This window comes from Candidatus Hydrogenedentota bacterium (assembly GCA_012523015.1).
Classification (GTDB): domain Bacteria; phylum Hydrogenedentota; class Hydrogenedentia; order Hydrogenedentales; family CAITNO01; genus JAAYBJ01.
Window position 1 is genome coordinate 1 of sequence record JAAYJI010000122.1, and the last position, 6397, is coordinate 6397.

General features: G+C 52.1%; 5 protein-coding genes. 3 read left to right on the forward strand and 2 right to left on the reverse strand.

The features are described from left to right. The 3 genes from GX117_05255 to GX117_05265 all read left to right on the forward strand — a co-directional run. Positions 1 to 404: hypothetical protein (locus GX117_05255; protein ID NLO32751.1), on the forward strand; the 404-nt coding region annotated here is incomplete at its 5' end. A gap of 338 nt (positions 405 to 742) precedes the next feature. Further along, on the forward strand, positions 743 to 3166 hold the full coding sequence (locus GX117_05260; GenBank protein NLO32752.1) for a 4Fe-4S dicluster domain-containing protein: 2424 nt from the start codon (positions 743 to 745) through the stop codon (positions 3164 to 3166). A 4-nt stretch (positions 3167 to 3170) separates the two neighbouring features. Further along, positions 3171 to 4676 carry an NAD(P)-binding protein gene (locus GX117_05265; GenBank protein NLO32753.1) on the forward strand — a complete coding sequence of 502 codons (1506 nt, stop codon included), beginning with the start codon at positions 3171 to 3173 and terminating at the stop codon, positions 4674 to 4676. 43 nt (positions 4677 to 4719) lie between these two features. Here the strand turns inward: GX117_05265 and GX117_05270 are convergent, their stop codons facing one another. Both GX117_05270 and GX117_05275 read right to left on the reverse strand, forming a co-directional pair. Then, positions 4720 to 5913 (reverse strand): hypothetical protein, encoded by a 1194-nt coding sequence (locus tag GX117_05270; protein NLO32754.1) that lies wholly within the window; start codon positions 5911 to 5913, stop codon positions 4720 to 4722. A gap of 294 nt (positions 5914 to 6207) precedes the next feature. After that, on the reverse strand, positions 6208 to 6397 hold a 190-nt coding region (locus GX117_05275), incomplete at its 5' end, for a hypothetical protein (GenBank protein NLO32755.1).

Sequence of the window (6397 nt, forward strand, 5' to 3'; positions counted from 1 at the left end):
AGGAATTTCCTGCCCTTCAATCGTGGACGGATCACGCAAAGGAAGAGATTAAATATTTTTCCGGTGAAGCAATCTACAGCACCGCTTTCACGGCTCCGGAAAAAGGGAAAGCCGTTATTCTTGAATTGGGTGAAGTTGTAGACATAGCCGTCGTTCGGGTAAATGGTCAAGAGCTGGGAACGCTTTGGATGCATCCTTATAAACTGGATATTTCCACGGCCTTGCAGGAGGGTGAGAACCTTCTTGAAATTACCGTGATCAATCCCTGGAGAAATCGTCTTGTCGGCGATGTGACGCCGGGCGTAAAAAGTGCCGGTACATTCACCAGCCAGCAAGTGGTCAAAGAGTCAACAGAATTAAAGCCTGCGGGACTCTTAGGGCCGGTGCAAATCATCTTAGAATAAAGCCATCTGTCCATGCAGAACAAGGTGTGAGAGAAACGATATCATGATAATTTTGTCCTGTCCTTACAGTCAAAACCAAGGTCTAAATGCCCCTTCAAGTGTTGTTCCTACGTTGCGTCACAGTTATCTCTATTGATTATTTTCTTCTTATTTATTCAATGGGGCAGACATCATTGTCGGTGCGGATGCGTCTTTGGAGCAGCTAATCTTAATAAATATGAACGTTAGGATTTTTTCCGAAGTTTAAGGAGTTGTTTGATCCCTATAGAGGCAGGTATCATAAACGCCAGACTTGCACTTCATTGGCTCTTGGCAAATACACCCCACTCTTGAGTATTATGCAGCGTACACAAAACTCGCTTAAACCACCACTTCCCGATTCTATGGAAACAAGTTTCAATACTGCAGCAATAGATCATATATTAGAACGTATGGGTCGAAGCCCGGACGTCTTGATTCCCGTTCTTCAAGCCATTCAAAAACACTATAAGTACCTGCCGGAAGAAGCATTGCGTCATCTCTGTGCACACAGCTCCATCACGCCTGCGGCAGTGGAAAGCGTGGTTTCATTTTTTGGACAGTTCCGACGAAGCCCCACAGGAAAACATATTATCCGTGTGTGCGACGGGACTGCCTGCCACGTCAAAGGCGCCACCGATGTATACGATGCGGTGGCAGAACACCTGGAACTGGAAATCCATGAGGATACCGATGCCGAAGGGGTGTTCACGGTTCAAAAAGTTGCCTGCCTGGGTTGCTGTACCTTGGCTCCCGCCGTGCAGATCGATACCGTCACCTATGGTCACGTGGAATCCGACGCGGTGCCCGCCATGCTGGAACACTTTCTAGCTGAACAATCACAGCTTAAACGCACCAACGAAAGTGTCGATCGCAGCGCAGCGGTCGCGGCGGGCGAAATACGCATCGGATTGGGATCATGTTGTGTGGCAGGGGGCAGCAAAAAGATCCATGATGCCTTGTTGGAAGCCCTTGACAGTTTGGGCATACAGGTTCATGTTAAAGCGGTGAGTTGTGTGGGCATGTGCCATCAAACGCCCATGCTTGAAATTATTTTGCCGGAGCAAGCGCCTCACCTCTATGCCAAAGTCAATCCGGATGATGTAGAAAGTATCCTCTTGCGGCATTTTAAGGCGGCCAGTTCTTGGCGTCGTACGCGAACCAGAACCAAACATTGGCTGCAGCGTGCCTATTTACGTGAGGGGAAAAATATTCCGGAACACCATGCCCTAGATGTACGGGATACGCCTGTGTCCAATTTTTTAGGCGCTCAACAACGGCTCGCAACAGCATATTGTGGAGAAATGGCGCCCACCGACCTTGAAGAATATCAGCGGCTTGGAGGATTCGAAGCCTTACGCGCCTGCTTGCAGGAAGGGGATGAAACACGGCGTTACGCGTATTTGACCGGCGACGCAATTATCGCGGAGCTTCGGTTGAGTGAGCTGCGCGGCAGAGGCGGTGCCGGATTCCCAACTGCCGCCAAATGGGAAATCGTTAAAAATACGACCGGCGATCAAAAAGTTGTCATATGCAATGGCGACGAAGGCGATCCGGGCGCGTTCATGGACCGTATGATCTTGGAATCCTATCCCTTCCGCGTCATTGAAGGTATGATTATTGCCGGTTTGGCGACGGGCGCCGAAGAAGGCATTTTCTATATTCGTGCTGAATATCCCTTGGCGGTGTCGCGGGTCAACGAAGCGATCGCCTTTTGTGAAGAAGCCGGGTTTGTTGGAGACGATATTCTGAAAAGCGGGCGCTCCTTTCACTTGCGTGTGGCACAAGGGGCAGGCGCTTTTGTCTGCGGTGAGGAGACGGCATTAATCGCTTCTCTTGAGGGACGCCGCGGCGCGCCATCGCTGCGTCCCCCCTATCCGGCAAAACGCGGTCTCCACGGACATCCAACTTTGGTCAACAACACAGAGACCTTTGCCCTTGTACCTTGGATTCTTCGACACGGCGGCAAGGCATTTGCCGCTTTAGGCACCGAACACAGCAAGGGTACGAAAGTTTTTTCGTTGGCGGGGAAAATTGCGCGAGGCGGTTTGATCGAAGTGCCCATGGGCCGCACCATACGGGAGATTGTGAATGAGATTGGCGGCGGCGTGGCGGGCGGCCGCCCTTTGAAAGCGGTACAAATAGGCGGTCCTTCCGGAGGCTGCATTCCCGCCTCCCTGTGCGACACTCCCGTAGACTATGAAGCGCTCCTTGGAGCAGGCGCTATGATGGGTTCAGGAGGTTTCGTCGTACTGGATGAAGATGATTGTATGGTCGAGATGACCCAATACTTTCTTTCCTTTACGCAACATGAATCCTGCGGTAAATGCACCCCTTGCCGGGTAGGTACGAAACGTATGCTGGAAATTTTGGACAGGCTATGCCTCGGTGAAGGACAACAGGGCGATTTAGAATTGATGGAAGAACTCACTCAAACAGTGAAAGAACAAAGCTTGCGCGGGTTGGGAAAAACAGCGCCCAACCCGGTCTTGACCGCCTTACGGTATTTCCGTGAAGAATTTGAAGCTCATCTTGAAGGGCGCTGCCCGGCGGCAAAGTGTAAAGCGCTCATTACCTACCATATTACAGACGCCTGTATCGGCTGCACCAAGTGCGCACAGGTTTGCGCACCCGAAGCCATTGCCATGAAGCCTTATGAGCTCCATGTCATTGATCAAGAACACTGCACAAAATGTGACAATTGCCGGGTGGTCTGTCCTGTTGATGCTGTTGAGGTGACTTAATTTTATGCCCACGATTACGATTAACGACCATATCATTGAAGTGCCGAAAGAGACGACCATACTGGAAGCTGCGGCGCAATTGGGAATCACCATCCCCACCTTGTGCCATGCCGATACGAAGCCGCCCATAGGTTCGTGTCGGATTTGCATGGTCGAAGACAGCACTTCCGGCCGTCTGATACCTGCATGCAGCGCTCTCGCAGAAGAGGGCATGCATATCCTTACGGAGTCTGAAAGAGTACGACAAGGACGCAGGGCTGTTCTCGAACTGATGTTGAGCGAACACTTGGGTGATTGTGAAGCGCCTTGCGAACGGGCCTGTCCCGCAGGGTTAAATATTCCGCTCATGCTGCGCACGATGGATCGACGGGACATGGCAACAGCGCAGCAGATGGCGCGCCGTGCCTTGGTGTTGCCGGCAACGTTGGGCTGGGTTTGTGTAGCTCCCTGTGAGGCGCGATGCAGACGGGCCGTCTTGGACGACGCCGTCGCCATACGCGAACTGCACGGACAATTAGGTGACATGTCCACCGATACGGAAAGCTTGTCATCTTTTAAAGATGCACCCTCTGGTAAAAAAGTCGCTATAATCGGGTCGGGTGCTGCGGGGCTTGCTGCCGCTTTCATCCTGACGCAATACGGACATATTTGCCATGTCTATGACAAAGCTGCCCGTGCGGGCGGAGCGTTGCGCGCTTATACGAAGGAGGAATTGGATCCGCAATCTTTGGAAAACGATTTGAGTTATTTAGAGGAAATGGGCGTCGTCTTTTTCTTGAATACGGAAGTGGGAATCGCTGTCACCCTCCAATCGTTAATGAGTGGTTACGATACCGTCGTCAACGCTTCCTCCTATGATCCTTCTCCGGAGAAACTCTTATTTCATGTTAAAAAGCATCGCCTTCCCGTACGCTCGGTGGCATTAGGCAAAGCATGTGCCGAAAAAGTGCACGCCCATCTCACGGAGCAGCCTCTGCAAACCAAGGAAGTATACCAGTCCATCCTAGGCTCTGTTTCCGCAAAGCACATTGATACTTTTGTTAAAGACAGAGTGGAGGAGGTGACACTCTCTTACCCGCGCAATCCGCAAGATCCTCTGCAAGAGGTGAAACGGTGCCTCCATTGCGATTGCCACAAACCTGTATCGTGCAAATTGCGAGATTATGCTACGGTCTACGGCGCGCGCTCAAAAGTGTTTCGAAACGCTGAACGGCCGCCGCTGCACAGCGTGAAACGGTTCAACGATATTCTGTTCGACAGCGGAAAATGTATTAAATGCGGGCTCTGCGTTGAACGAACCAAAGACAATCTGGAACCGCTGGGGTTGAGCTTTAGCGGACGCGGTTTCAACATGGAAGTGACGGTTCCTTTTCAGGAATCCCTGGAAAAAGCATTGACACGTTCCGGGGCGGAGGTGGTTGTTTTGTGTCCTACAGGCGCTTTGGCCTTTGATCCTCTTGAAGAACGTGGTTCAACCCTTAGGGCAGAGGAAGTGACGGGGACACAATAAAAAGTCGCTTCACCGCAGATTAGAGAAGACTGTCATGTTTCAGTTATTTTAAGTGCTTATTTAACCACGCGAAGGCGTCGTGCTGCATTTCCACATTAAATACGTGGGGCACATCCCAAACACGCGTTTCCAAACGATCCGCCACGCCTTGACTCTCATAAACCTCCTTTATAATGTCAAAGGCAGCAGTCACGCCGGGCTCCGGAAATAAGGGGTCGCGAGATCCGTTGTAAAAGAGCATGGGTTTAGGACAGGCTATGGATGCGACGTCGGGATAATCCAAAAAATTGCGCAAGCCCGGATGGGTCATGGTGAAGGCCGATTGGCCCCGCGTTTGATTATTGCCTTCGCGCATGAGGGTCGGCGTATCGCCCAGCCAACAGATGGCCGCGCCCACCTTAACAATATCTGTGGCGGCGCAAAGATTCCAGCAGCGATGGGCGCCCATGGATAAACCCACAGCACCGATGCGGTCCGGTACGACCTCGGGCAGGCTTTGTAAGAACCGTGCGCATCGCAGATCATCCCACGTGATTATTCCCGCCCAAGATTGCCCCAATTGCAATATATTGGCTGCCAATTCCTGTTGTGCCTCGTGCTGCACCCCTTCGCGCCGGCCTCGATCCCCCCAAAACAGCGCATCAGCGGCAAAAACAACATCGCCTTCGTCCGCCAACACATCGCCAATGAACCGACCGCCGTAACACTGTTCAACCCACTGTTGCGCATCTTCCAGCCGTTCTTTGGTTTCGTTGAAAGGCCGTATCACTTTTTCTTTTCCAATGGTAAAATGGGCGCCGTGATCGTGGAGTGCGAGGACGGCAGGGAAAGGCCCCGCTCCTTTGGGAACCAACAGATAGGCGGTCACCCGTTCATCACAGGAAAGGTTCAAGGCGAGTTTGCGTGCTTCATAGCTGCCCCGATCTTCCACAGCAAGAAGCTTTGTTTCAAAGGGGGCTGACTCAGGCGCTGGCAAAAGCGAATCCAAATAACGGTTACGCGCCGCCACACGCCATTGGGCAAAATCCATGCCGGCGTGCCGCCATGCGAGCGGGAAATCCATGCCTTCGATGCGTGCTTCGTGAAATGCAGGAAGCATGGCACGCATCCCATAGCGGCTTGTTGTCGACACGGCACGTGAAGGCGCACTGTTCTTGCTCGTCAACTTGTTTTGGATCGTATGGAAAAATTGCAGCAATTCTTTTTCGCTGTGCGCCGCGCAGACAAAACCCTGCATCGTAACGGGTCCATCACCACGAAAGGCGATATCCAACGTGATTTCAATCTCATTGGAATTTTCGGAACTACGGCGCCACGCTCGGCCATTGGACAGCAGGAGCCCAACAACGCCTTCCTCATCAAAAGAACCGGTTAATAGCAGCGGCTGTTGGTCGGACAACGCTCCGGGCGCACAAGGCCCGTGTACGGTATATGCCTTGACCGAATCCGCCGCGACGGGATGAAATACTACATTCAGGTTCATCGGGATCTGCGAGGGCGGATAATACTCTTGCGGCGACCATGTATAAGACTAGTGCGCCATATCCGCAGCGACGGTAACAAACTTGTTGAACACACTTTTATCATCCTCTACGACGCAAGAAAGGGCTTTAGCAGACGCCTCTTCACAGCGTGCCGGCGCTGCGGCAGCGAGGAGCGGCAGCGGCATCTCGTCACGCAATTCCAATATAGAGCGATTATTAAAGCTAAAGTGAAGAACA

Coding starts and splice junctions, on each gene's coding strand:
- GX117_05260 (NLO32752.1), top strand. CDS start 743: ATGCAGCGTACACAAAACTCGCTTAAACCACCACTTCCCGATTCTATG.
- GX117_05270 (NLO32754.1), bottom strand. CDS start 5,913: ATGCAGGGTTTTGTCTGCGCGGCGCACAGCGAAAAAGAATTGCTGCAA.
- GX117_05265 (NLO32753.1), top strand. CDS start 3,171: ATGCCCACGATTACGATTAACGACCATATCATTGAAGTGCCGAAAGAG.